Source organism: Bordetella tumbae, assembly GCF_965139195.1.
GTDB lineage: Bacteria > Pseudomonadota > Gammaproteobacteria > Burkholderiales > Burkholderiaceae_B > Bordetella_A > Bordetella_A tumbae.
The window spans coordinates 19547-43676 of the sequence record NZ_CBCSJH010000044.1 but is presented as its reverse complement, the minus strand read 5'-3'; the positions used below and the strand labels follow the sequence as shown (position 1 = coordinate 43676).

Sequence of the window (24130 nt, the reverse complement as noted above, 5' to 3'; positions counted from 1 at the left end):
TCCCATCCCCCACCCAGCGCCGCAATCAACTGCACACTAGCCGTCAACCGATTAGCCATCAACGTCAACGCTGTCCGCTCGCTATTGAGCGCCCCAGCCTCCAACGTAGCCACATCCAGATAGTCAATCGTCCCAGCCTGGTATTGATTCCGAGCCAACTGCAACGATTCCCGCGCCGCTTCCAGTGCCCGATGCTGCACCACCTGCTCTTGTCCCATTACCCGCAATTGGATGAGATAGTTCTCCACCTCTTGCAAGGCGCTCAATACCGTTTGACGATATGCAGCAGCCTGCGCATCGTAGGCTGCGCGGGCCTGTTCCAATTGAGCCTGCCGTGCGCCGCCATCGAACAAGGTCAACGCCAATGCAGGCCCCAGGGACCAGAAACGCGCCGGTGCCGTCAGCCATTGTGCAAACTCACCGCTGCGAAATCCGCCACTGGCGCTTAACGTCAGATCGGGAAACCACGCCGACTGCGCCACGCCGATCTGTGCATTCGCAGCCGCCGTCAAACGTTCAGCCGATGCGACGTCCGGACGGCGTTCCAGCAATTGCGATGGCAATCCCACAGGAATCTGAGGAATCACCTGCGCGAAAGGCTGAGCCGCCAGCGTAAAGCGCGATGGCGCCAAACCGATCAACACCGCGATCGCATGCTCATACTGACCACGTTGCCATTCCAGGTCCACCAACTGTGCGCGCGTACCCTCTAATTGGGCCAATGCCACCGTCACGTCTGATTTGCCGACAACACCTGCGTTATAGAGGTTTTGCGTCAATTTCAACGAGCGCTCATAGGCTGCGACTGTCGACTCCAGCAATCGCTTTTGCTCATCCAGCACGCGCAATTGAAAGTAGTTTTGCGCGAGCGATGACTGCGTACTCAACCGGGTATTCGCCAAATCCGCAAAACTCGCTTGGGCCTCGGCACGGCTGGCTTCGACCTGGCGGCGCACGCGTCCCCAGATGTCGACCTCCCAACTGACCGATGCATTCAGGTCGTATTCATTGCCGGTGCTGCTGGTAGAGCCGCTGCCCGATCCTGATCGGGTCGCGCCGGCACCCGTCCCGACATTAGGGAAAAAGCTGGCACGCGCGCCACGCACCAACGCCTGCGCCTGCCGGTAGTTGGCCTCGGCCTGCACAATGGTCTGATTCGATGCGTTCAACTGGTCCATCAGACCGTCCAGCGTGGCGTCTCCGTAAATCCGCCACCATGCGCCACGTTCGGCAGCGTCCTGCGGTTTCGCCGGCGTCCAGCCGTCCGTTTGGACGGCGTCATTGGGCGGCTGAGCCTGAGCGTCCTTACCCTGCATAGCAGGGCTCGATGGGACAGACACCTGACTCTCGGCTTGCCTATACCCTTCGCCCACGTCAATCTCGGGACGCTGATAATCCGGCCCGACCGCGCACGCAGCCAACAAAGCGCAACACGTCATGGCCGCAGTCAAACGCGGTAAACGTACATCGGCCATTCGACCAGGCCGGAACGATAAAAAAGAAAAAGATGCGCGACTCATTGGCGTTCTACATCAGGTTGCGGGCCTATCGTGCGACGTGCAGCACGGCGGCGAGCCCATAAACGGAAGCGGTCCAGATAAAGATAGACCACAGGCGTGGTGTACAGCGTCAAAATCTGGCTGAGGATCAGACCGCCCACGATCGTCACCCCCAGAGGCTGGCGCATCTCTACACCTGCCCCCGTGGCCAGCAACAACGGCAGCGCCCCGAAAATCGCCGCCATCGTGGTCATCATAATGGGCCGGAACCGGGTCAGGCAGGCCTCGAAAATCGCATCGCGCGGCGACAGATTCAACCTGCGCTCCGCATCCAAGGCGAAGTCGACCATCATGATGGCGTTCTTCTTGACAATGCCGATCAGCAAGAACACTCCTATCAACGCGATGACCGTGAACTCGCTGCCCACCAGCATCAACGCCAACAGCGCCCCGATACCGGCCGACGGAAGCGTCGACAGAATGGTCAAAGGATGCACGAAGCTCTCGTACAAAATCCCAAGCACGATATACATCGTGACCAGTGCGGCCAGAATCAGCCATGGCTGCTGGCTCTGCAAGGCCTGCTGCGCCGCAGCTGTACCGAGGAAACCGGCCTGGATCTGGTCCGAAGGCAGTCCAATACGTGCGACCGCAGCATCGATCGCACGTATTGCCTGGTCTTGCGACACACCCGGCGCGAGGTTGAAAGAGATTTCGTCGGCGGCAAACAAGCCATTATGTTGCACGCTCAATGGTGCGTTGCCCATTTCAAATCGCGCAAAGGCCGCCAATGGCACACGAGACCCGTCGCTCGTAATGACATGCACCTGCTTGAGCGACTCGGCATCCTGGGCAAAGCGCTGATCCACACCCAACACGACGCGGTACTGGTTCAACGGCCCATACATCACCGACACCTGGCGTTGGCTGAACGAGTTGTTCAACACCGCCGAAATATCCGACATATTGATGCCCAGCCGTGTCGCCGCCTCGCGATCAATGATCAAATCGACCTGGCGGCCTTTGTCTTCAACGCTGGAATCCACATCCGTCAGCTCGGGTAACTCGGCCATGGCCTGCCGGACCTTGGGTGTCCACGTGCGCAGCAACGACAGCTCTCCGGCCAGCAGCGTGTAGTCGTACGAACCACTACCCTGCCCGCCGCCCAAAAAGATATCCTGCTGAGGAATCAGGAACACGCGCGCGCCAGCGACGCTCTGCAATTGCCCTCTCAGGCGATTCACGACATCGACTGCACCGGCTTTCCGCTCGTCCTGCGGCTTGAGCTGGATCATCATAAAGCTGCTGTTACTGCCACCGCGGCCGCCCGCGTGAACCGTAATACTCGCCACTGCCGGATCGGCCAGGATGACTTTGCGAAAGTACTCCAGCTTGGGAACCATGGCTTGAAACGAGGTGCCTTGGTCTACGCGAAAAATCCCGATCAATTGCCCCGTATCCTGCTGCGGGAAAAATCCCTTTGGTACGGCGGTATACAGGTACACGTTCAAGCCGATGGTCACTGCCAGCAACACCAGCATCAGACGCCCATGCGTCAACGCCCACGCCAGCGAGCGGCGATAGCCACGCAGCAATGCGTCAAAGAATGACTCGAGCATCCGCCACACACGGCCAGGAGGCTGCTGTTCTAATGCCTGCTGACGCAGCAGCCGTGCGCACATCATGGGCGTCAAGGTCAGTGACACGACCATGGATACCATGACCGATGCCGACAGCGTCACGGCAAATTCGCGAAAAAGCCTGCCAACCACGCCGCCCATCAGCAAGATCGGAATGAAAACCGCCACCAGCGACAGGCTCATCGACAACACCGTAAAGCCTACCTCACGCGATCCACGCAAGGCCGCCCGCAATGGCGACGCACCACGCTCGATATGCCGCATGATGTTTTCAAGCACCACGATGGCATCGTCCACCACAAAGCCGGTCGCCACGATCAACGCCATCAGCGAAATCGTATTCAACGTAAAGCCGCACCAATACATGATGCAGAACGTGCCAATCAACGATACCGGCACTGCCACGCTGGGAATCAGCGCCGCACGCCAATGCCGCAGGAACAGCAGCACCACCAGCATCACCAGGCCGACCGCCACCACCAGCGTGAGTTCAGCCTCGTGCAATGAGGCGCGGATGCTGGGCGTGCGATCCTGTGCAACGGTCAGATCGACATCACCCGGCAAGAGCGCCGCCAACTGCGGCAATTGCGCCCGCACGGCCTCGACCGTCTCGATGATGTTGGCGTCTGCCTGACGCCGCATGATGATCAGAATGGCATTGCGATTGTTGTAGTAGCCCGTCTGGAACAGGTCCTCGACCGAGTCCTCGACGGTCGCGACATCCGACAGCCGGACAGCCGATCCATCGCGCCATGCCACGATCAGGGGTCGATATTGTTCGGCGCGATCGAGTTGATCACTGGCCATGATTTGCCAGTGATACTCGTCGCTTTCGATCATGCCCTTGGGTTTGTTGGCGTTGGCTTCGCTCAGGGCCGTGCGTACCTCGTCCAGCGACACGCCGCGACTGGACAATGCACCAGGAATCAAATTGACGCGCACAGCGGGCAAGGAGCTGCCCCCGACGGTGACTTCGCCGATGCCGTTCACCTGCGCAAGCTTTTGCGCCACGATGGTCGAGGCCAGGTCATACAGTTTGCCCTGGCTCAATGTTTCCGACGTCATGGCCAGCACCATGATGGGCGCCGACGATGGGTTGACCTTGTGATAAGTCGGGTTGCTGCGCATCCCTGTGGGCAGCAACGATCTCGCCGCATTGATGGCGGCCTGTACATCTCGGGCGGCGCCGTCGATATCGCGGCTCAGGTCAAATTGCAGCGTGATGCGCGTAGAGCCCTGCGAATTACGCGAAGTCATTTCGGTAATGCCGGCAATGCTCCCGAGGGAACGCTCTAATGGTGTCGCCACACTGGAGGCCATCGTCTCGGGACTCGCGCCGGGCAAACTGGCCGACACGGAAATGATCGGCAAATCGACTTGAGGCAGCGGCGCGACAGGCAGCAGGCGAAACGCCAGCACGCCTGCCAACACCATCCCCAGGCACAACAGTACGGTGGCGACCGGACGAACGATGAACGGCGCCGACAAAATCATGGCTGCTCCGCCGCGACGCGCGCGCGGCCCCCGCCTCGTCGCGCCAGACGGTCAAACATCAGGTAAATCACCGGCGTGGTGTAGAGCGTCAGGATTTGGCTCAACAAGAGTCCGCCCACCATGACCAGGCCCAATGGCTGGCGCAACTCCGCCCCCGTTCCGGTGGATAGCATCAACGGCAATGCGCCAAACAACGCCGCCAACGTCGTCATCAGAATCGGACGAAAACGCAGCAAGGCGGCCTCGTGTATCGCGGCTCTGGGCGCGAGCCCGCGCTTGCGCTCGGCCTCCAGCGCGAAATCGATCATCATGATCGCGTTTTTCTTGACGATGCCGATCAACAGGATGATGCCGATGATCCCGATCATATCGAGCTGCGTACCGCTGATCATCAAGGCCAGCAAAGCACCCACCGCCGCCGAAGGCAAGGTCGACAGAATCGTGATCGGGTGGATATAGCTCTCATACAGCACGCCCAGCACGATGTACATCGTGACAACCGCTGCCAGGATCAACCATAGCGTGCTCGACAACGAGTTCTGGAATGCCAGCGCCGCCCCTTGAAAACGCGTCTCGATGCCTGCCGGCATGCCGATTTCTGCCTCTGCTGCAGTAATCGCCTCGACCGCGCCCGATAGCGATGCGCCCGGCGCCAGATTGAACGACAACGTCGTCATCGGGAACTGATCCAGCCGGCTGATCGCCAGCATGGTGTGCCCCTCTGAGATGTGCGCCACCGTGGACAGGGGGACTTGTGTACCCGATTCGGATGTCAGGTAAACCTGATTCAATGATTCAGGCGATTTGCTGAATTGAGGCAAGACCTCCAGCACCACACGATACTGATTGGACTGAGTAAAGATGGTCGAGATCAGCCGCTGGCCAAAGGCGTTGTACAGCGCCTCGTCGATCGCTGATGTGGTGATCCCCAAACGCGCCGCCGCATCGCGATCGATATCGACCCAAGTCTGCAACCCGTCGTTTTGCAGATCGTGGGTCACGTCCGTCACCTCCGGCAGCGCAGACAGGCGATCGACCAATTTTGGGGCCCATTCGGCCAACACGTCAATGTCCGGATTGGACAGCGTCATCTGGTATTGCGTGCGGCTGACGCGATCCTCGATGGTCAGATCCTGCACCGGCTGCATATATACCGTCAGCGGCGGTTGCGTCGTCGTGGTGGCCTGGAGCGCTGGCGCAGCCCCTGACACATCGCGGCCAGAGGCGGCCGTTCCTGGTGATCCAAAATGGTCTTTCAAGGCGTCCTGCAACCGCTCGCTGATGGTAGCCAGATCGGCATCACGCTCCTTGTTCGGTTTCAGCGCAATCTGTATGCGGCCGCTGTTCAGCGTGGCGTTCGTGCCGTCCACACCGATGAACGACGACACGGACTCGACGTCTGGATCCTGCAGGATGATTTGTGCGGCCTCTTGCTGGCGTTTTGCCATCGCCGCAAACGAGATCGAAGCCGGCGCCTGAGTGATCGCCTGAATCATGCCGCTGTCTTGCTGCGGAAAGAAACCCTTGGGGATCGCGATATACAGCAGCACAGTGAACGCGAATGTCCCCAACGCCACCAGCAGTGTCAGCGGCTGATGGCGCAGCACCCATTGCAACGAACGATCATAGCCGGCAATGCATCTATCGATAAACGCTCCCGTCGTCCGGTGAAAGCGTCCATAGCGATGCTCCGATTCCGGGCGCAACAAGCGTGCGCACATCATGGGCGTCAACGTCAGCGACACCACCAGTGAGATCAATATCGCCACTGCCAAGGTAATGGCAAACTCGCGAAACAGCCTGCCTACCACCTCGGTCATGAACAGCAGAGGGATCAGTACGGCGATCAACGAAAAGGTCAGCGACACCAGCGTAAAGCCGATTTGCGCGGCGCCTTTTAACGCGGCTTGCATCGGCGTTTCGCCGTCCTCCAGGTGACGGGCGATGTTTTCGATCATGACGATGGCATCGTCCACCACAAACCCGGTCGCGATCGTCAACGCCATCAGGGTCAGGTTGTTGATACTGAAGCCCGCCAGATACATGATGCAGAAGGTGCCCACCAACGACAGCGGCACCACCACGCTCGGGATCACCGTGGCGGTCAAGCTCCGTAAAAAGACAAAGGTCACCATCACGACCAGAGCCACCGCCAGCAACAACTCGAACTGCACATCGGCCACGGACTCACGGATCGTCTGCGTCCGATCGGAAACCACACTGAGGTCCAGCGTAGCGGGCATCGATGCCTGCAACTGCGGCATCATGGCGCGAATCTGGTCCACCACATCAATGACATTGGCGCCGGGCTGCCGCTGCACATTCAATAGAATCGCAGGATTGCCGCCTGCCCAGGCCGCTTGGCGAACGTCCTCGGCGCCTTGCACGGCGGTCGCGATATCGGACAGGCGCAGCGGCGCATTATTGCGATAGGCAATGATCAGATCGTTGTACTCGGTGGGAGACTTCAACTGATCATTAGCGTCGATCGTCGTCGAGCGCTCGGGCCCATCCAGATTCCCTTTAGGCTGATTGACGTTGGCCCCCACCACAGCCGTGCGCAAATCCCCCAATGACATGCCGGTCGAGGCCAACGCAATGGGATTGACCTGAATACGCACAGCAGGCCGCTGGCCTCCGGCCACACTGACCAGCCCCACACCCGGCACCTGCGAGAGTTTTTGCGCCATCCGGGTATCGACCAGATCACGCACCTGCGGCAGCGGCATGGTCGGAGAGCTGATGGCCAGCGTCATGACAGGCGCATCGGCCGGATTGACCTTGTTATATACGGGAGGCACCGGCAAATCGCTGGGCAGCAGATTTGACGCGGCATTGATTGCCGCCTGCACTTCTTGCTCGGCCACATCCAGCGCCAGGTCCAGGCTGAATTGCAGCGTAATCACCGATGCGCCGCCCGAGCTGGTCGACGACATCTGATTCAGGCCAGGCATCTGGCCAAATTGGCGCTCCAGAGGCGAGGTCACCAACGAGGTCATCACATCCGGGCTCGCCCCCGGATACAGAGTCACCACCTGAATCGTGGGGTAGTCGACCTCGGGCAGCGCCGACACCGGCAGCAAACGATAGGAAATAAAGCCGGCAATCAGGATTGCCACCATCGATAAGGTGGTGGCAACCGGCCTCAGGATGAACAGGCGAGAGAGACTCACGGCGTCTTCGTTGCAGGTTGGCCTTGAGCGGGGCGCCCTGATGGCCCTGTGCCCATGGCCTCACCCGGTGTTGCGGGAATGGGCGCGGTGCCCGTCACGATGCTTACCTTCGCTCCCGTGCGCAATCGATCGGTACCCTCAACGACTACACGATCTCCGGGCACCAGGCCTTGATTGACGCCGACACGGTCGCCATTGATAGGCCCCAATTGCACTTGCCGGACTTCGACGGTCTTGTCCTCACGCATCAGGAACACAAAAGGCCCTGCCGACCCTTGCTGCACGGCGGCGGTGGGAATCACCGTCGCATCGTCACGTGTTTGCACCAGCAACCGCACATTGACGAATTGATTGGGAAACAACAGATCGTCCTTGTTATCGAAACGCGCCTTGAGCTTCACGGTACCCGTGGTGATGTCTATCTGATTGTCGACGGTTTCCAATTGCCCCGTGGCAATCACTTTTTCATCGGCACGATCATAGGCCTGTACTTGCAACGTATGGCCCTGTCGAACCTGCGCCAGTACCTCTGGCAATTGCGTTTCAGGCAACGAAAACACGACCGCGATGGGCTCTGTTTGCGTGATCACGACCAACCCGTCGGTGTCCCCAGTCGACACCAGGTTGCCCGGATCGACCTTGCGCAGGCCCAAACGGCCACTGATGGGCGCGGTGATCCGGGTATAGCTCAATTGCAGCTGAGCATTGTCGACAGCAGCCTGGTCGACTTTCTGTGTGCCTTCGTACTGGCGGACCAGTGCCGCTTGCGTATCGAGTTGCTGGCGTGCGATGGAGTCTTGTTTGAACAAGGTCTGATACCGCTGCAAGTCACGCCGAGCATTCGCTAATAACGCCAGGTTCTGTTGCTGCTGGCCCTGGGCCTGCGCTAATGCCACCTCGTAGGAACGTGGATCGATCTGCGCCAGCAAATCCCCCGCCTTGACGCGTTGGCCCTCGTTGAAATTTACCCGGATCAATTCCCCGTCGACACGGCTGCGCACGGTCACGGTGTTATACGCGGTCACCGTGCCCAGAGCACGCAGCACGATGTCGATATTCTGAGTCGATGCTGAGGCGACACGTACAGGCGTTTCAGCCATCGCGCCGGCCCCCATGCCGCGCATTGCCCCGCCTGCCCCGCGCCCATTGCCGCTACCGCGCTGCGCAGCGGGGGTCGATGCCGTCGGCTCGGCGGGCTTGTAAAAGACCCACCACACGACTACAGCGGCGACTGCCAGCAGGATGATGACAACCCATAGGGTCTTGCGGCGAGGCGTGGCAGATCGGCTTTCAGGCATAAGAGGTCAAGACGGACTTCGGGAGCCGATATTGTCCCCTAAGTCAGTGGAATTGCCATATCCACAAAACCGAACTGAAATACGCCGCAACAGATATCAGAGCCGCCTGGAAACGCTAGGCACTGCAAAGCGACATCTGAAACTCGATGTCTTTTGCCACTTGCTGGGGTTTGGCATCACCGTCCTGAGACGAGAAGCGGATCCAGATCATGTACTTATTGGCGCTGATTTCCGGGAAAACACCGCGGGTCGGGTCCACCCAGACGCGTAACAGTTGGAATAGCTTGCCCGCGAGCATTTGCTGATAACCGCCCTGCTCGGCCACGATATCGGTCCGGCGGCCAGACTCTCGCAGTAAACGCAGCGCCATGGCAACCGCATCGTATAAAGGCCGCAGAGGGGAGATCCAGGCTTGCAGATCTGCGACACGGTCTGCTTCGGATTTGTGTTGCCACGCATGATAGGACGGCATATCGACCTGGGTGGCGCCTCCGGGAACGGCCAGCCGGCCGCGCAGGCTGATCAACCATTCGTTTTCGCGCAAAGGCTGGCCCGCACGCCCTTGGCCCGCCAATGCGCTGACGGTACGCTCCATGTCGCCCAGCATGGCTTCCAGGGCATCCTGCGCGACACCGGGGTGATCACGCAATGCGACCAGCGCCATGCGCTGGCGTTCGAGGTCTTGGAGGACGGAGGTCTTGACGTCGGCCCGTTCGGTGGCATCCAGGATGTCGAACAAGGTCGAGACAGCAATCTGATGATGATGGGGGTCGCCTTCGCCGGCGAAAAAGAAAAGCCTATCGAATAGATATTCCAGCCGAAGGTAGGCTCGGATGCGTTCGTTAAATGGATATTCGAAAAGAATCACGCTTGCTACAGGCCTGTTGGTGATCGGCCTCATGGGCCGGATTATTCAGGGAAGCCGTCCACACCACTACGATGCGGCCGGCGCGATGCCGCCGCCATGTGGCACCAGCGGTCATGCAGAGCCTTTGCCCGCGCGCGCAACTGTTCGGCAGTGGTCGCACCATCGTTCACGATGACATCGTCCGCTGCCGCCAGCCGGGTAGCCCGCGCGGCCTGTGCTGCCATGATACGCTGGATAGACTCTGGCGTCAGCCCGCTGCGTGCCTGCACCCGGGCAACCTGGGTTTCCGGATCGCAATCGACGACGCAAATGCGGTCGACCCGGTCGCGCCAACGCCCGGACTCTACCAATAACGGCACGACGTACACGAGATACACGCCCTGGGCTTGTGCAGCGGCACGCTCGGTATGCAGGCCGATGAGCGGATGCAGTATGCCCTCCAGCCGCGCACGGGACTGCGGTTCGCGAAACACCAGGTCCCGCATCCAGGCGCGATCCAGCGCCCCCTCAGCGGTAGCGGCCTCGGCCCCGAACGCCTCAATGATAGCGGGCATCGCCTCTCCGCCCAGTGCGGTCAGGGTATGGGCGATGGCATCGGTATCGACCAACGCTGCCCCCCATTCGGCCAACATATCTGCCACCCGCGTCTTGCCGGACCCGATCCCGCCGGTCAAGCCGATTTTGTACATACCAAGTCATCCAGAGAGTCTTGTTCGTTACCAGATGCCCCTCAAGGAGCGAGGAACCCGTATGTTCCTGAACAGGATACGCCGCCGGGATATTTGGCCGCAATGGCTACGCTGATACGCGATAACCTTGCCGCGATCCGGCTTAGAACCAAGCAGGACGCCCTGCCACCGCAAACAACGCGACCACCCCTGCCAGCGCCAGGTAGGGACCGAAAGGCAAAGCCTGGCCCCGCTGAGCATGGCCGGTGACGCGCAGGCAGCCAGCCGCCAGCACCCCGGTCAGCGACGCCACCAACAATAACGAGGGTAGCGCCGCCAATCCAAACCATGCCCCTAATGCCGCCAGCAGCTTGAAATCGCCATAACCCATGCCCTCGCGCCCAGTTAGCAAACGAAACATGTGAAACAGCAGCCACAAGAAAACATAGCCCACCGCCGCCCCCAACACCGCCAAGGGTAGAGGCGCCAAGGCGTCATTGAGATTGATCAACAACCCGGCCCACACCAGGGGTAAAGTGATTGCGTCGGGCAGCAGGCTGGTTTGCAGATCGATCCAGGACAGCACCACCAGCGCCGCACACAACCCCATGGCACATAGGGCGATCGGCGTGGGTCCGAAACGCCACGCGCACAAACCGAATAGCAACGCGGTCAATATTTCGGTCAACGGATAACGCCAGCCAATATTGCGCCGGCAAGACTGGCAGCGCCCCCGTGCGAGGGTCCAGCCCACGAGCGGTACGCGGCGCCAACCTCGCACCGGCGCCGCACAGAACGGACAGTGCCAACCTGGCCGCCACAAGCTATAGGAAGAACGTGCGGGCGCCGCATCGGAACCATCCGAGAGACTGTCCTGCTGCCCTTGCTGGGATTCCTGGACCTGCTGCAGCCAGTCGTGCTCCATCATGCGCGGCAACCGATGCCCCACTACCGTCAGCCAGCTGCCGACCAGCAGGCCCAATATAGTGGCCAGAGCGACAGCCCAGGCAGGATCAATAGCAAAGGTGTGCCACATAGCAATCAGAACACGGCCGCGAGGGCTCACCAGGAAAGGCGCCATTATTCCGGCATGCGTGAAATTGTTCAAACGGACCGTGACCATTGGGGCACACGCGGTCGATCACCCGGCCGTATCGGAGGCGCACATAAATGCGTAGAATTCGGGACATACTCACTATTTATGCTGCGCCCGCCATGTCCGATTCCGCGCCTGTTCCGTTTCGCCGAAATTCCCTGATTCTGATCGCGACCGTCTTGGCAGGTGCCACGATGGCCGCCGGCTGCGCGCAGCAGCGCTCTGAGGGGTACTACAACCCGCCCCGAGAGAGCACGGTCACAGATGCGCAATACCAAGGCCAGGGGGCCGGTTACCTCCCGCTGGTGCAGGCCCCCTCGCAACTGCAGATCCAGTTGAAAGCCCCGCCTCCGGGCCAGCCTCGCAAGCCCGCCCCGACCGAGGAACAAGCAGCGCAACAAGCCGCCGTCGCCGACGCACAGGCAGAGGCCGCCGCCACGGCTGCGGGCAGCACCTCGGTAGCCGCTCATGCACTCGTGCCCCAGGCTCAGACCTATATGGGTACCCTGCCGTGCATGTCTCCTTCGGCGCAATGCGCTGCCCAGCGCGTCACGCTGACCTTGGCCCCCAACGGCCGTTGGCGCAGCCGCTCGGCCTATCTGGATAATGCAGGCAACCAGGGCACGCCTTCTGCCGAACAAGGCTGCTGGGATGCAACTTCGGAGCGTCCGCCTAGAGTGTTCCTAGCTGATGCTTCCGGCAATCAGCGCGTGGAATTTGTCGTCGCAGCCAATAACGTGCTGCGCGTCAGATCGGTATTGGGCGTCACTCCCAATCTGAACTACAGTTTGACGCGCCAGCCGGACTTGGACCCCATCGACGAACTGTCGCAACAGGCCGCGCCCAAGTGCCCCTGATACCCCTGCATCGGGGTCGGACAGCGGGGATTTCCTCCGCCCTGCTGTCTCACCCATTGCTCCGAGAAACCTCGTCATTCATGCCGGGGAGGTAACGGGCGCAGCCGTAAGGCTGCAAGATTGGTCTGATTTGAGTTGGTGCCTGGATAGATATCCAGTTTTCTGGCTTGGCTTGGATAGTATCTCGGGCATGCAAAACCATTAGCCGCCGGGCTGGCGGTGTTAGCCCATGGAGAAACGGTAAGACCTGAGTGCATGAGTGATGATGTACAACGGCTCGGTTCTGTGAAGTGGGAATCCCTTTCCTTTAGGGAAGGGAGCAGTCAAAGCAACACCCAATAGCGCAACGGCGGGCAACCGGCTACACTCGCCGCGCACCCTCTTCCTGTGTCGCTGGCGCATCGTGTGACAGGAGGGCGCGGCATACGATGCCTGCCCTTCGGCATCGGGTTATCGGCTGCCGGCTCCTTCATGCATTCCATCTTCGTCAGCGCTGCCCGCGCCATGCGCCTCGTGTCGCCATGGCTGGCCGGGTTTGCGATATTTTCCCAGGCATATGCCGCCCCCGAACTCATCTCGCCCCCTCCTGCCTCGCTGAGCGAATGTCACGGCGTTAAAGACCTGACGTTTGTCGCTCACCTGGACGACGACTTGCTGTTCATGAACCCCGATATCGCGTCGAACATTCAGGCGGGAGCCTGCGTGCAAGTGGTGTATCTGACCGCGAGCGATGCCGGTGAAGGCGAAGGCTATATGTTGGGCCGCGAGCGCGGCGTGCGCGCCGCCTATGCCTACATGGCCAAGCAGCCGGACCTGTGGAAAGAAGACATGGTGCAAGTCGGCACCTACCATATCGCGCGCTTTACCCTGCAAGGCAACCCGCATGTGCAGTTGTGGCACATGCGTCTGAAAGACCCCTGGCTGGGCAAAGGCTGGGGCAGCCTGACGCCGTTGAGCCGCATGGAGTCCGTCGCCAACATGACTGCGGACACGTTGGGCCACTATCACGATGTCTACACGCGCGATGAGTTGGTACGCACACTGGCCGACATCATCAACGGATACAACCCGACCACGGTACGACACCTGGATGACACCATTGCCGTGCCCTATACCCAGTTATGCTGGCGTTGTGCGGGTCACGGGCACCCCGATCATATTGCCAGCGCCCGGCTGGTCCGCGACGCGATTGCCCAAGCCCCCGGCAACTATGCAGAAACAGGTTATATCGACTATCCCAGCCAGGAGCACGAGGCCAATCTGGCCGACGCCGAAGCCACCATCAAATCCGAGATCTTCCGGCGCTATGCCTGGGATGATTACCACTATTGCTCCGGACAGCAGGGATGCCAGGAGCCGGCCGGCCCTGCGGCAGCGTGGGTGAAACGCTCATACTATGTGTCGNGCCACGACGTGNCNCCCGACCTGTTTTCAGACTCCCAAGGGGGACTGATGTTATTTGCCGCCGGTGAAAACAACGATGCCGTCAATATGTGGGATGGCCGCAATCATCGTTGGAATACGCTGGGTGGCCGCACCGCCGGTCCGCTCGTGTCCTTTGCCTATCCGGACTCGACGGCGGGGCTCTTTGCCCGCGATACCTTGGGCGGGCTGTGGGTCAACAAACAAAACCCCGACGGATCCTGGAAAGGCTGGCAGGCCATGGCAGGCCTGCGAGTGACCCGCTCTCCCGCCGTTGCCCCCAATGGCGACGCGGCCGCAATCGCCATGGGCAACGATGGCCTGTATTACTGGACGGCCCTCAAAGGCCTGGATAGCGGATGGTCTGCGTGGCAGGCTTTGCCTGCCCTGCCTCATGCACGGGGTAACGCCGCCATTGCCAAGACGCCCGACAATCGTTTCGTCGCCTTTGCGGCCGATCGAGCAGGCCATGTGTACATGAGCGCTCAACGCCATGCGCAGTCCGTGAGCTGGAGCCCCTGGCAACGCGTATCCTCGCCTGTCAGCGACGGCGGATTGGCCGCCATACGCAATAGCCACGGGCAGGTCGAACTGTACTTGCGTGATCGGCATAGTCGCCACCTGGTGCGCATCATCCAGTCTCCTCCGCAGGCTGCCGATGCCACCGATACCGCAGATATCCGCCGGGCTGCGATCACTGATCTGGGCGTCAGCTACGTGGGCAAACCCGCTATCGGCCTGGACCATGACGGCGAAGTCCTGGTCGCCGTGCTGGAACGCCCGGATGGGCCGCTCTGGCTGATTGACGACGGACAGGCCACCCAACTGGAGGCCAAAGCTGCCTCGCTGCCGGCTATGCGCTCACTGCACGGAACCCTCTATGTCGTGGCCCGCAGTGCCGGGCGCGTACAGTCGTACCAGGTGATGGCGCGCAACCGTGATGGCATTTGGGCGACAGCGACGGCCATTGACGCCTTGCCCGACGCTGGCGGCGGACCCTTTGTCGGTATGGCGGCAAACGAATCCGGCATGCTGGCAACGTCTGGTGTCAATACGATAGCCACCCGGGCCGCCACGGTGCATTAATCAATGGGAGGTACGGCGATCAATGCGCCGCTACCCATGACCGCAGCCAGCAGCCGGATAGCGCGCGATCGGCACAGCAAGCCTGACCTCATCGACGGCAGCCGCCATGACGGCACAAGCTGCATGCCAGTTCCACCGTATTACGTACGCCCAGTTTACGGAAAATGCGTGCACGGTGCGCCTCGGCCGTACGCAATGAAATACCTAACTCAATCGCGACGACCTTGTTGGGCCGTCCCGTCGCCAGATACGAGGCGACTTCGCATTCGCGAGGGGTCAATAAACGAGCCGCGGTAATAGGCAGCTCAGGGGAATTCGGCATCTGTCTCTCTCTTGTGCATCGCAATATTGCAAGAGAGTCTGCCAGGGCATACGCAGTTCCAACAACTGTCAGTCCTGACAGGCGGACAAAATGCTCACACTACCCAGGCGCGCCAGATACCAGTCCGGTGGCGACCGCGGAGGCGGGNGCGGGCAAGCCGCGCGGTCGACAGCCGCCGCCTCGGACTTACAGTTCCAGGTTGTCGATCAGACGCGTCGATCCCAGTTTGGCCGCGGCCAGCGCTACCAGCGGCTCGCTCGCCGCAATCTCGGCCAGCTCAGGACGTTGCAGATCGCGCTGGCGGCGTACTGCCAGGTAATCAACCTGCCAGCCGCGCCCGGCCAAGGCCTGCATCGCCTCACGCTCAACCACGGACAAATCATGTTCGCCGGCAGCGATCCGCTGTTTGATGCTTTGCAACGCCGCGTACAGCGCAGGCGCCTCGGCGCGATCCTCGGCCGACAGATAGCGGTTGCGTGAAGACAAGGCCAAGCCGTCGTCGGCGCGAACCGTCTCATGCGCCACGATGTCTACGGGCAACTGGAATTGCCGGCACATCTGACGCACGATCATCAATTGTTGGTAATCTTTTTTGCCAAACACCGCCACGCGCGGCTGCACGCAAGACAGCAGCTTCAGGACGACTGTGCTGACGCCGCCAAAAAATCCGGGGCGGAACTCTCCCTCGAGAATATCGCCCAGGTCATCGGGCGGCTGCACACGATAGCTTTGCGGCTCGGGATACATCTCGCGCTCGTCGGGCGCAAACAGCACATACACGTCACGCTCGCGTTCGAGTTTCTCGATGTCATCGCGCAGCGTGCGAGGATATCGATCGAAATCTTCGTTGGGGCCGAATTGCAGACGATTCACGAAAATACTGGCCACCACCGGATCGCCGTGCTGGCGCGCCAATTTCATCAGGGCCAGGTGACCCTCGTGCAAATTGCCCATGGTGGGTACAAACGACACGCGGTTCTGCCCGCGCAAATGGTCACGCAATTCCTGAATCGTGTGAACGACTTTCAAAAGATTCTCCGAAGACGAGGGCCCGCCGCGCGCTCACGCGGCGGCGGCAACGCTGGTATAGGCCAGGCGCACGTATATGGGCGCATAGGGCTCGGCCTGAGTGATATCCAGAAGCGATTCGCGTGCCAGTTCCAGCATGGCGATAAAGTGCACCACCACCACGGCGACAGGAGCGCCTTCGAGGATGCGCTCCATGAAGAGCTCGCCGAATTCCATGAACCGCACGTCGTTCAGACGGCGCAGGATGTGCGTCATATGATCGCGCACCGAGAGCTGTTCGCGAGTGATGTGATGGTGTTGATTGAGCTTGGCGCGCTTGAGAATATCGGCCCATGCCGCACGCAGGTCATCGAGATTGACCTCGGGCTGCATGCGCTCGAAACTGATATCCGCTACGGCTTGAGCGCTTTTGAAGTCCCGGCCCAATTGGGGCATGGCATCGAGCTTCTGGGCGGCCAATTTCATTTGCTCGTATTCGAGCAGGCGCCGCACCAACTCGGCCCGCGGATCCTCGGGCTCTTCGCCGGTGTCGGTCTTTTTGACCGGCAGCAACATGCGTGACTTGATCTCGATCAGCATGGCCGCCATCAACAGGTATTCGGCCGCCAGTTCGAGGTTGTGCACCCGAATCTGCTCGACATAAGACAAGTACTGACGCGTGACATCCGCCATGGGAATGTCGAGCACGTTGAAGTTCTGCTTGCGGATCAGATACAGCAGCAGGTCGAGCGGCCCCTCGAAAGTCTCGAGAAAGACTTCCAGCGCATCCGGTGGGATGTACAGATCGGTGGGCAGCTGAAACAGCGGCTCGCCGTACAGACGCGCGAACGCGACGGTATCGACGACATCAGGCGTGCTGTCTACCGGGGGTTCCACCAGAGCGGCCAGTGCATCGCCGGAAACCGGCGGTTTGGAGGGCATCAGAGCGCGTTACGAGCGTCGCCGACTGAGCATCAGTCGGCTTGGTACACATAAGGCCTTTGCGGCACGCGAGCGGCGCGAAAGCCTTCGAGGAGCTCGGGATTCTGCGGCTTGTCCCAGAGACGGGCACGCCCTTCGAGCTGGCGCTGCTCGACATCGGGGTGCGATGCCTTGTAGTCCTTGAGGAAAAGCGTGATTTCGGATTCGTAGTTCTTGGCCATGACACCAGCATCAACAGGTTACGGATAACCCAAGTTTACTTCAGCCCGGCCAAAACTCGGCGTTACAATCGACAGGCCCCCGAACCTCTCGCCGACATGCCCTCCGAATCCGCCAGTACTGCCTCGCCACCCAATTCCGCCCAGGACACGACTCGTGCAGCCCGAATGATCCCGTTTATCGTGGGATGCGCGCTGTTCATGCAGATGCTCGACTCCACCGTCGTGGCGACCGCGCTGCCGGCGATGGCGCAGGCGCTGGGATCGACGGCAGTACGGCTCAATGTGGCGATCACTTCCTATCTATTGGCCGTGGCGGTATTTGTGCCCATCAGCGGCTGGGCCGCCGATCGTTACGGCGCCCGGCGCGTATTCATGGCGGCCATCGCCCTGTTCACCCTCAGCTCTGTGGCCTGCGCACTCTCTCAAAACCTGATCCACCTGGTGCTGGCCCGGATCGCCCAGGGCATTGCCGGGGCGATGATGGTGCCGGTCGGCCGCATCATCCTGCTGCGCGTGGTACCCAAGCACGACCTGCTCAAGGCCATGTCGTTCCTGTCCATCCCTGCCTTGCTAGGGCCTGTCATCGGGCCGCCGCTGGGGGGGTTTATGGTCACGTACATGTCGTGGCACTGGATCTTCCTGATCAATATTCCGATCGGGGCGATCGGGATCATGCTGGTTCGACGTTATGTCCCCGAAATCCGCGAAGCGTCGGTGCCCGGGCTGGATTGGCTGGGTTTTCTGCTGAGCGCCGTCTGTCTGGCCACCCTGGTCAGCGCCTTTGAGGCGTTGGGGCATAGCCTGATTCCGCCTACAGCCGTCCTCGGCCTGGCCGCCGTCGGACTGATCTGCGGGTGGCTCTATGTGCAACACGCCAAACGCGCCGAACACCCCATTCTGGACCTGACGCTGATGCGTGAGCCGACCTTTGCGATTTCGGTGCTGGGCGGCAATCTTTGCCGGTTCGCCGTAGGTGCGATGCCATTTTTATTGGCGGTCCAGTTGCAGGTGGGTTTCAACATGACGCCCTTTGCCGCCGGTCTGATTACCTTTGCCAGCGCGGCCGGCGCCCTGCTGATGAAGTTCGTCGCTACGCCTATCGTGCAGCATTTCGGTTTTCGCCGTGTGCTGACGATCAATGCCGTGTTGACCGGCGTGTTCATCATTGCTTGTGCGGCGTTTACACCCACGACCCCGGTCTGGCTGATGATCGCTATTTTGCTGGCAGGCGGCTTTTTCCGGTCGCTGCAGTTCACCGCCGTCAACACCCTGACCTATGCCGACATGTCGCCTGAACGCATGAGCCGTGCCAGCAGTTTCGCAGCGATGGCGCAGCAACTGGGCATCAGCCTGGGCGTCGGCGTGGCGGCTGTCACGCTGAATCTCAGCATCGCCGCGCGCGGCGCTGACAAAGTCGCGATCGGCGACGTCATGATTGCCTTTGTGGTCATCGGCGTCCTGTGCTCGGCCGCCACGTTCTCGTTTCAGCGCTTATCAAGAACCGCGGGAGCGCAGCTACAGCAAGCGTAAAGCGCCAGTAAGGGCCCGGCTACGGCCGCGGGCGCTGACTACCCCTTGTTCGCAACGTCGGTCATACTTGCGGATATAGGCAAACCAAGAACAGCACCCTACGAGACAACGCATTCCCGAGGCCCGAGCAATATGACCAAATCGTTCATCCTGGCCCTGGACCAGGGCACCACCAGTTCACGTGCCATTGTGTTCGACCGCCAAGGCACGGCCCGCGGCCTGGGTCAGCGCGAATTCCGGCAGCACTACCCGCAACCCGGCTGGGTGGAGCACGATGCCAACGAAATCTGGCAAAGCCAGTTGGAGGTCGCCCGTATCGCGCTGCGCAATGCTGGCGCCACGGCGGCCGACGTCGCGGCGATCGGCATCACCAACCAGCGCGAAACCACATTGATCTGGGATCGTGCCACCGGCCAACCACTGGCCCATGCATTGGTCTGGCAAGACCGCCGTACCGCCCCCCTGTGCGATCAACTGCGCGCGCAGGGCCACGACAAGTTGCTGCAGGAACGCACGGGGCTGGTGCTGGACGCGTATTTTTCCGGCACCAAGCTGGCATGGTTACTGGATAACGTCCCCGGCGCACGCGCGGCCGCACAACGGGGCGAAGTCGCTTTTGGCACGATAGACAGCTGGCTGATCTGGCATCTGACTGGCGGCGCCGTACACAGCACAGACCCCAGCAATGCCTCGCGCACTCTGTTATTCGACATTCATACGCAAGACTGGAGCGACGAGATCCTGGCCTTGCTCGACATTCCGCGCAGCGTCCTGCCATCGATCGCCCCCAGCAGCGCCGTGATCGGTCATGCGCTGCCTGACTGGTTCGGTGGCCCCATTCCCATTGCCGGCGTCGCGGGCGACCAACAGGCGGCGACCTTTGGCCAGGCGTGCTTCAAGCCAGGCATGGCCAAAAACACCTATGGCACGGGATGTTTCATGCTGATGAATGTCGGCGATAAACCCGTGGTGTCGCACAACAATCTACTGTCGACCATAGGCTGGGGGTTGCCTGGCGAACAGCACGGATCGAATGCCTCCACGCCCTCTGCCGGGACGCCCACTTACATGCTGGAGGGCGGAGTCTTCATGGCAGGTGCTGCCGTGCAATGGCTGCGGGACGGACTGAAGATCATTCAACGCTCCGACCAGATCGAGGCCTTGGCAGCCAGCGTAGCCGACACGGACGATGTTTTCCTGGTTCCCGCCTTTGCGGGCTTGGGGGCCCCCGACTGGGATCCTTATGCTCGTGGCACGCTGGTCGGGCTGACCCGCGGTACGACACACGCTCACGTCGCACGGGCCACACTGGAAGCCATCGCACTGCAAAGTGCCGAGTTGATGACCTGCATGAAGGCCGACAGCAACATTGAATTGTCTGAACTGCGTGTGGACGGCGGCGCGGCGCGCAACGATCTATTAATGCAAATGCAGGCCGATCTGCTGGGTGTCGCGGTCGTCAGGCCGCGCGTGTCGGAATCCACCGCACGCGGCGCAGCGGGGCTGGCAGGGCTGGCCGTCGGTTTTTGGTCAGGGCTGGACGAATTTGCCAGTCAGTGGGAAGCCGAACACCGCTTTGAACCGCAGTGGAGCGCAGATCGGCGCGCCGCAAGACTGGCGCGATGGCGCCAGGCGGTAGAACACGCCAAAGGCTGGGCACGCCCAGGCAACTGAATGCCCGGGCGACGCGCTTAATTCAGGCTGGCGCCGGAAAGTTTGACGATTTCCTGGTACTTGGCCTTTTCTTTCTTCACAAATTCCGCAAAAGCCTCAGCCGTCATGGGCTGAGCCTCAGAACCCATGGCGAGCAGGCGTTCGCGGATATCCGGTTGGCGCAGGGCATCGGCGTAGGCCTTATTCAGCTTTGCCACCACATCGGGCGGCGTGCCGCCAGTAGTAAAGACACCGAACCAGGTCCCCAGGTCAAACCCTTTGACGCCAGCCTCGTCCATCGTAGGAACGTCTGGCAAAAGCGAAGAACGCTGCAGGGTCGTGACGGCCAGGGCTTTGACCTTGCCGTCCTTGATCATGGGGGCCGAGGCCGCCAGATTGTCGAACATGAAATCCGACTGCCCAGCCAGCAGCGCCAGTTGAGCAGGCGACGCCCCTTGATAGGGAACATGTACCGCCTGGACGCCGGCGCGTGCCTTGAGCAACTCTCCTGCCAGATGGCCAGCGCTGCCGTTGCCGCCTGAACCGTAGTTCAAGCGATCAGGGTTTTTCTTGGCGTAATCGATCAGGTCAGCCAGCGTATTGATGTGGTTGGCCTTGGCGAAATCGACATTCATCACCAGGACATTCGGCACCGCGGCCACGATGGTGACCGGCGCAAAATCCTTGATGGGGTCGTACGGCAAATTGGCGAACAGCCAAGGATTGATGGCATGCGTCGCCACGGCGCCCATGACCAAGGTATAGCCGTCTGGCGCGGCCTTGGCGACCAGATCGGCGCCAATGTTACCGCCCGCACCGGCGCGGTTTTCCACGATGACGGGCTGCCCCAGCGAAGCGCGGACTTTCTCGGCCAGCAAACGGGCTGAAGAATCCAACGGCCCGCCGGGCGGATAAGGCACGATAAAGCGCAAGGGCTTGGTGGGGAAATCGGTGCTTTGTGCAACGGCCGGCGCAACGCTGGCCAGGCCAGTCACGACAGCGGCGGCCCCGAGCACCAGCGTGCGGCGCACTGTCGAAATAAGTGAATGCGATGGTGATTGGAACATGGCGTTGTCTCCACGGCATGGGTTTTTGTAAGGCCCGCAGCATACTCCATGCGATCTCAGGCCGCCAGGCGAATCGAGCAAAGAATGACACGCGGTCCTATTTTGAACACAAAGATACTGCTCCTATACACGCCTGCCGCCGAATAGGGTACCTGTCACCACTGACCCTGTTCACACCACGCTGTGCCCTCATGCAAAATCCCCCCACTTGGCTCCATGTGAGCCGCCTTGCCGCCGCACTGATGTGCATCCATCCCGCCGTGACTCACGCTGATGACGCGCCCGGCGCTGTTTATCAGCCAAGCCCCATCGTCATCACCAGCGCATCACCGAGCGCGCCGCTGGTCTTTGTCACCGATCCCAAGCTGCCTCGCCAACCGCTACCCGCCAGCGATGGAACCGACTATTTGAAAACGATCCCCGGGTTTTCCGCGATAGGCAATGGCGGCACCAATAGCGACCCGGTATTACGCGGACTATTCGGCTCGCGCCTGAATATCCTGAGCAATGGCACCTCCATGCCAGGCGCGTGCGGAGGTCGGATGGATCCGCCCACCTCCTATATTTCCCCATCGAACTTTGATCAATTGACGGTGATCAAGGGCCCTCAGACCGTGCTGTGGGGCCCGGGCGCATCGGCTGGCACCGTCAAATTCGATCGAGACACACCGCGCTTTACCGAATCGGGCGTCCGCTTCGATGGCAGCCTGGTTGGCGGCTCCTTTGGCCGCAATGATCAAGCCGCGGATCTGACCATGGGCAATGACAAGACATACGCCCGCGTGACGGCCAACCACTCGCACTCTCAAGACTACAAGGACGGCGACGGCAACACCGTTCCGTCGCGCTGGGACAAATGGGGTGCCGAGCTGACGTTAGGCTTCACGCCCGATGCCGACACGCGCTACGAGTTGACGGCCGGCACCGGCGATGGCGAGGCACGTTATGCCAGCCGCGGCATGGACGGGACACAGTTCAAGCGAGAGAGCTTTGGTTTCCGTTTTGAAAAAGACCACCTGGGCCATACGTTGAGCACCATACAAACGCAGATGTATTACAACGATGCCAATCATGTCATGGACAACTTCACGCTACGCACGCCGGACCGCATGAGCCCCATGTCCATGGCTCATGCCTCGAACGTCAATCGCACGACTTGGGGCGGCCGGGTTGCTGGCACCTGGACAGTGTCGGATCACACCAGCCTCATCACAGGGCTCGATTTCCAACGCGGCCGGCATCGTGTGCGCCGCGGCACGGACACTGCGTCCTATCGCCGTGAATCGTGGACCACGAATGCGACCTTTGCCAACACGGGTCTGTTCGGCGAAATGACTTGGCATCTCGCAGAAGACGCACAGCGCGTCATTACCGGTGCACGCCTGGACTGGGCGCAGGCCACCGATTTGCGCGGCGCGAAACGTCCCGCCATGCGTGTGTCCAACGCCACGACGGGCGCGCGCCGCAGGGACACGCTGCCCAGCGGCTTTCTACGTTACGAACACGATATGGCGACAGCCCCTGCGACGTGGTACGTCGGGCTGGGGCATGTCGAACGTTTTCCCGATTACTGGGAACTGTTTCCTCCCAGCCGCGGCCCCCAAGGGTCGGTCAATGCGTTTCAGGGCGTCAAGCCCGAGAAAACCACGCAATTGGATATAGGCGCACAGTACCAGACCGACACGTTCGGCGCATGGTTCTCGGCCTATGCCGGCCACATCCACGACTTCATTCTCATGAAATACCTCGAGGCGGGCAAGATGGGCGGCACACAGGCCACCAACATCGACGCGCGCATTTTCGGTGGTGAATTCGGCACCCGCTATGCACTCACGCGCACCTGGACGACGACGGCCACGCTGGCTTATGCCTGGGCCAAGAACACCAGCGATGGCCGCCCCCTGCCGCAAATCCCGCCGCTGGATGCGCGCCTGATGGCCAGCTATGACGATGGCCTGTGGACAGCGGGCGTCTTGTGGCGCCTGGTCGCCCCGCAACACCGCTATGCGTTAAACACAGGCAACGCGGCCGGCAAAGACTTCAGCGCCAGCAGCGGATTTGGCGTGATTTCCCTCAACGGAGGCTACGCTGTGAACAAGCATGTTCAACTCACAGCCGGGATAGACAATCTATTGAACAAGACGTACAGCGAGCATCTGAATCGCGCGGGCAACGCGGCGTTCGGATATTCGGGGAATACTGCTTTTAACGAACCAGGACGTGCGGTGTGGGCGCGGGTGGGAGTGGCTTACTAGGCCTGCGCTGAATGACGGAAGGAACTGGCAC

17 protein-coding genes and 1 pseudogene are annotated in these 24130 nt (G+C 60.9%); 6 read left to right on the top strand and 12 right to left on the bottom strand.

Annotated features, from left to right (window positions below):
* The 7 genes from ACNA0J_RS26455 to ACNA0J_RS26425 all read right to left on the bottom strand — a co-directional run.
* On the bottom strand, window positions 1-1475 hold a 1475-nt coding region (locus ACNA0J_RS26455), incomplete at its 3' end, for an efflux transporter outer membrane subunit (RefSeq protein ID WP_415821874.1).
* A 41-nt stretch (window positions 1476-1516) separates the two neighbouring features.
* The gene (locus tag ACNA0J_RS26450) at window positions 1517-4633 is read right to left on the bottom strand and encodes a multidrug efflux RND transporter permease subunit (protein ID WP_415821873.1); all 3117 of its coding nucleotides are present in this window, start codon (window positions 4631-4633) and stop codon (window positions 1517-1519) included.
* Window positions 4630-7806: an efflux RND transporter permease subunit gene (locus ACNA0J_RS26445; protein ID WP_415821872.1), complete on the bottom strand. Its 3177-nt coding sequence runs from the start codon at window positions 7804-7806 to the stop codon at window positions 4630-4632. Before ACNA0J_RS26445 ends, ACNA0J_RS26450 begins: the two co-directional genes overlap by 4 nt.
* On the bottom strand, window positions 7803-9104 hold the full coding sequence (locus ACNA0J_RS26440; protein ID WP_415821871.1) for an MdtA/MuxA family multidrug efflux RND transporter periplasmic adaptor subunit: 1302 nt from the start codon (window positions 9102-9104) through the stop codon (window positions 7803-7805). The genes ACNA0J_RS26445 and ACNA0J_RS26440 overlap by 4 nt, the downstream gene beginning before the upstream one ends.
* Window positions 9105-9219: 115 nt before the next feature.
* Window positions 9220-9972, bottom strand: coding sequence for a cell division protein ZapD (gene zapD / locus ACNA0J_RS26435; protein WP_415821870.1), 753 nt, complete (start codon window positions 9970-9972; stop codon window positions 9220-9222).
* A gap of 41 nt (window positions 9973-10013) precedes the next feature.
* Window positions 10014-10661: a dephospho-CoA kinase gene (gene coaE / locus ACNA0J_RS26430; RefSeq protein ID WP_415821869.1), complete on the bottom strand. Its 648-nt coding sequence runs from the start codon at window positions 10659-10661 to the stop codon at window positions 10014-10016.
* A gap of 142 nt (window positions 10662-10803) precedes the next feature.
* Window positions 10804-11676 carry a prepilin peptidase gene (locus ACNA0J_RS26425; RefSeq protein WP_415821868.1) on the bottom strand — a complete coding sequence of 291 codons (873 nt, stop codon included), beginning with the start codon at window positions 11674-11676 and terminating at the stop codon, window positions 10804-10806.
* A 179-nt stretch (window positions 11677-11855) separates the two neighbouring features.
* Here ACNA0J_RS26425 and ACNA0J_RS26420 point away from each other — a divergent pair, with 179 nt between their 5' ends.
* From ACNA0J_RS26420 to ACNA0J_RS26410, 3 genes and pseudogenes are all read left to right on the top strand, one after another.
* Window positions 11856-12593, top strand: coding sequence for a copper resistance protein NlpE N-terminal domain-containing protein (locus tag ACNA0J_RS26420; RefSeq protein WP_415821867.1), 738 nt, complete (start codon window positions 11856-11858; stop codon window positions 12591-12593).
* Between the two features lie 471 nt (window positions 12594-13064).
* Window positions 13065-13997 (top strand): annotated as a pseudogene (locus tag ACNA0J_RS26415) (PIG-L family deacetylase); the annotation flags it as partial.
* Window positions 13998-14012: 15 nt separating this feature from the next.
* Window positions 14013-15101 (top strand): PLL family lectin (locus tag ACNA0J_RS26410; protein WP_462935927.1); only part of this gene is annotated, 1089 nt, incomplete at its 5' end.
* Window positions 15102-15189: 88 nt separating this feature from the next.
* On the opposite strand, the gene ACNA0J_RS26405 is transcribed toward ACNA0J_RS26410, so the two are convergent.
* The 4 genes from ACNA0J_RS26405 to ACNA0J_RS26390 form a co-directional block, all read right to left on the bottom strand.
* Window positions 15190-15423, bottom strand: a complete 234-nt coding sequence (locus tag ACNA0J_RS26405) for a LuxR C-terminal-related transcriptional regulator (protein WP_415821866.1) — start codon at window positions 15421-15423, stop codon at window positions 15190-15192.
* A 186-nt stretch (window positions 15424-15609) separates the two neighbouring features.
* Window positions 15610-16452 (bottom strand): pantoate--beta-alanine ligase, encoded by an 843-nt coding sequence (panC, locus tag ACNA0J_RS26400; RefSeq protein WP_415821865.1) that lies wholly within the window; start codon window positions 16450-16452, stop codon window positions 15610-15612.
* Between the two features lie 33 nt (window positions 16453-16485).
* The gene (locus tag ACNA0J_RS26395) at window positions 16486-17373 is read right to left on the bottom strand and encodes a segregation and condensation protein A (protein WP_415821864.1); all 888 of its coding nucleotides are present in this window, start codon (window positions 17371-17373) and stop codon (window positions 16486-16488) included.
* 32 nt (window positions 17374-17405) lie between these two features.
* Entirely contained in the window at window positions 17406-17594 is a 189-nt protein-coding gene (locus ACNA0J_RS26390) for a DUF3460 family protein (protein ID WP_415821863.1), read from the bottom strand.
* 165 nt (window positions 17595-17759) lie between these two features.
* On the opposite strand from ACNA0J_RS26390, the gene ACNA0J_RS26385 reads away from it, so the two are divergent.
* Together ACNA0J_RS26385 and glpK are read left to right on the top strand one after the other, a co-directional pair.
* Complete coding sequence (locus tag ACNA0J_RS26385) at window positions 17760-19124, top strand: DHA2 family efflux MFS transporter permease subunit (protein WP_415821862.1); 1365 nt, start codon at window positions 17760-17762, stop codon at window positions 19122-19124.
* A 132-nt stretch (window positions 19125-19256) separates the two neighbouring features.
* Complete coding sequence (gene glpK, locus ACNA0J_RS26380; protein ID WP_415821861.1) at window positions 19257-20798, top strand: glycerol kinase GlpK; 1542 nt, start codon at window positions 19257-19259, stop codon at window positions 20796-20798.
* 17 nt (window positions 20799-20815) lie between these two features.
* On the opposite strand, the gene ACNA0J_RS26375 is transcribed toward glpK, so the two are convergent.
* Complete coding sequence (locus tag ACNA0J_RS26375) at window positions 20816-21844, bottom strand: Bug family tripartite tricarboxylate transporter substrate binding protein (RefSeq protein WP_415821860.1); 1029 nt, start codon at window positions 21842-21844, stop codon at window positions 20816-20818.
* 191 nt (window positions 21845-22035) lie between these two features.
* On the opposite strand from ACNA0J_RS26375, the gene ACNA0J_RS26370 reads away from it, so the two are divergent.
* Window positions 22036-24099: a TonB-dependent copper receptor gene (locus ACNA0J_RS26370; RefSeq protein ID WP_415821859.1), complete on the top strand. Its 2064-nt coding sequence runs from the start codon at window positions 22036-22038 to the stop codon at window positions 24097-24099.
* The last annotated feature ends 31 nt before the right edge of the window (window positions 24100-24130 follow it).

What these genes read in the sequence shown, in the direction of transcription:
- ACNA0J_RS26450 (WP_415821873.1), bottom strand. Translation starts at nt 4,633, where the DNA reads ATGATTTTGTCGGCGCCGTTCATCGTTCGTCCGGTCGCCACCGTACTG.
- ACNA0J_RS26440 (WP_415821871.1), bottom strand. Translation starts at nt 9,104, where the DNA reads ATGCCTGAAAGCCGATCTGCCACGCCTCGCCGCAAGACCCTATGGGTT.
- coaE (WP_415821869.1), bottom strand. Translation starts at nt 10,661, where the DNA reads ATGTACAAAATCGGCTTGACCGGCGGGATCGGGTCCGGCAAGACGCGG.
- ACNA0J_RS26425 (WP_415821868.1), bottom strand. Translation starts at nt 11,676, where the DNA reads ATGTGGCACACCTTTGCTATTGATCCTGCCTGGGCTGTCGCTCTGGCC.
- ACNA0J_RS26420 (WP_415821867.1), top strand. Translation starts at nt 11,856, where the DNA reads ATGTCCGATTCCGCGCCTGTTCCGTTTCGCCGAAATTCCCTGATTCTG.
- ACNA0J_RS26405 (WP_415821866.1), bottom strand. Translation starts at nt 15,423, where the DNA reads ATGCCGAATTCCCCTGAGCTGCCTATTACCGCGGCTCGTTTATTGACC.
- ACNA0J_RS26395 (WP_415821864.1), bottom strand. Translation starts at nt 17,373, where the DNA reads ATGCCCTCCAAACCGCCGGTTTCCGGCGATGCACTGGCCGCTCTGGTG.
- ACNA0J_RS26390 (WP_415821863.1), bottom strand. Translation starts at nt 17,594, where the DNA reads ATGGCCAAGAACTACGAATCCGAAATCACGCTTTTCCTCAAGGACTAC.
- ACNA0J_RS26385 (WP_415821862.1), top strand. Translation starts at nt 17,760, where the DNA reads ATGATCCCGTTTATCGTGGGATGCGCGCTGTTCATGCAGATGCTCGAC.
- glpK (WP_415821861.1), top strand. Translation starts at nt 19,257, where the DNA reads ATGACCAAATCGTTCATCCTGGCCCTGGACCAGGGCACCACCAGTTCA.
- ACNA0J_RS26375 (WP_415821860.1), bottom strand. Translation starts at nt 21,844, where the DNA reads ATGTTCCAATCACCATCGCATTCACTTATTTCGACAGTGCGCCGCACG.
- ACNA0J_RS26370 (WP_415821859.1), top strand. Translation starts at nt 22,036, where the DNA reads ATGCAAAATCCCCCCACTTGGCTCCATGTGAGCCGCCTTGCCGCCGCA.